We start from the raw sequence: 1792 nt of genomic DNA, 5'->3' as shown, positions 1-1792 counted from the left end.
GAATCGCTCCTTCGTCGCATCTCCGCGGCGCCTGACCGGCGACCCGGCCGCGGACCGGCCACTTCGTGGCCGTCCCTCCCTAGGGGTCGGGAGTGCGGTGGTTGGTGGTGCGGTCATGGCGGATCTGGGGTTGAACGGTGGGGCCGGCTAGTGCGGTAGGGCTGCGGACTTCGGGTGTATGGAGTCGCTGGGAGTGCGGTAGGGCTGCGGACTTCGGGTGTATGGAGTCGCGGGGAGCGCGGTAGGGGTGTGGACTTCGGGGTGCGCGGTATCACTGGGGGTGCGGTCGAGCTACGGACCTTGGGGTGTGTGGTGTCGCTGGGAGTGCGGTGTGGGTGCGGGCTTCGGAGGCTTCGGTGTGGCTGGGCGGGGAGTGGGGGGCACGCGCTAGTGTGTCGGCTGTGTCTAGACGAGCTGATGGTAGGGCGGATGACGAACTCCGCGACGTGAAGATCACTCGGGGATTCACTACGCACCCGGCGGGGTCGGTGCTGGTGGAATTCGGGCAGACGCGGGTGATGTGCACCGCGAGCGTCACCGAGGGGGTGCCGCCGTGGCGCCGGGATTCGGGGCTGGGCTGGCTCACCGCGGAGTACGCGATGCTGCCCGCGGCCACGCACACGCGCAGTGGGCGGGAGTCGGTGAAGGGCAAGGTCGGTGGGCGGACGCAGGAGATCAGCAGGCTGATCGGGCGCTCGCTGCGGGCCTGCATCGACCTGGCCGCGCTCGGCGAGAACACGATCGCGCTCGACTGCGATGTGCTGCAGGCCGACGGTGGCACGCGCACCGCCGCGATCACCGGCGCCTATGTGGCGCTCTCGGACGCGGTGACCTACCTGGCCGCCGCGGGCAAACTGGCTGACCCGCAGCCGATTTCGTGCATGATCGCCGCGGTGAGCGTGGGTGTGGTCGACGGGCGTGTTCGCCTCGACCTGCCCTACGAGGAAGACTCGCGCGCCGAGGTCGACATGAACGTGGTGGCCACCGACACCGGAACTCTGGTCGAGATCCAGGGCACCGGCGAGGGCGCGACGTTCCCGCGGTCGACCCTGGACAAGATGCTCGACTCGGCCTTCGCCGGTGCCGAGCAGCTGTTCGCGATCCAGAAGGCGGCGCTGGCACTGCCGTACCCGGGCACCCTGCCCGAGCCGTCCGCGAAGAAGTAGTCGTGGCCGTGCGTGTGCTGGTCGCCAGCCGAAATGCCAAGAAGCTGAAGGAGCTTCGCCGGATCCTCGATGAAGCCGGGGTGGCCGGAATCGAATTGGTGAGCCTGAACGAGGTGCCCCCGTACGAGGAGGCGCCCGAGACCGGCGCCACCTTCGAGGAGAACGCGATCGCGAAGGCGCGTGACGGTGCCGTCGCCACCGGATTGCCCTGCGTGGCAGACGATTCCGGCATCGAAGTCGACGCGCTGAACGGGATGCCGGGTGTGCTGTCGGCGCGGTGGGCGGGCGGCCACGGCGACGATGCCGCGAACAACACCCTGCTGCTCGCCCAGCTGGGCGACGTCCCCGACGACCGTCGCGGCGGCCGTTTCGTCTCCACCTGCGCGCTGGTCCTGCCCGACGGTACGACCACGGTGGTGCGCGGCGAATGGCCCGGCACCATCGCCCGTGAACCGCACGGTGACGGCGGTTTCGGCTACGACCCGCTGTTTCTCCCCGAGGGCGGTACCGGCAGCGCTGCCGAACTCACCCCCGCCGAAAAGGACGCGGTCTCCCACCGGGGCCGCGCACTCACTCAGCTCATCCCGGCCCTGGCCGCCCTGGCCTGACCGACCACACAACACAAG

General features: G+C 69.8%; 2 protein-coding genes. Both read left to right on the top strand.

Annotated features, from left to right (window positions below; all coding sequences use genetic code 11):
- The first annotated feature begins 401 nt into the window (after nucleotides 1-401).
- The gene (gene rph, locus ACFWF3_RS34545; RefSeq protein ID WP_378638916.1) at nucleotides 402-1166 is read left to right on the top strand and encodes a ribonuclease PH; all 765 of its coding nucleotides are present in this window, start codon (nucleotides 402-404) and stop codon (nucleotides 1164-1166) included.
- 2 nt (nucleotides 1167-1168) lie between these two features.
- Nucleotides 1169-1774 carry an RdgB/HAM1 family non-canonical purine NTP pyrophosphatase gene (gene rdgB / locus ACFWF3_RS34540; protein WP_378996673.1) on the top strand — a complete coding sequence of 202 codons (606 nt, stop codon included), beginning with the start codon at nucleotides 1169-1171 and terminating at the stop codon, nucleotides 1772-1774.
- Nucleotides 1775-1792: the final 18 nt, after the last annotated feature.

This window comes from Nocardia sp. NPDC060220 (genome assembly GCF_042727815.1).
In the GTDB taxonomy this organism is placed as follows: Bacteria; Actinomycetota; Actinomycetes; order Mycobacteriales; family Mycobacteriaceae; genus Nocardia.
The sequence above is the reverse complement of the archived record's forward strand: the minus strand, read 5'-3'. Positions and strand labels throughout refer to the sequence as shown.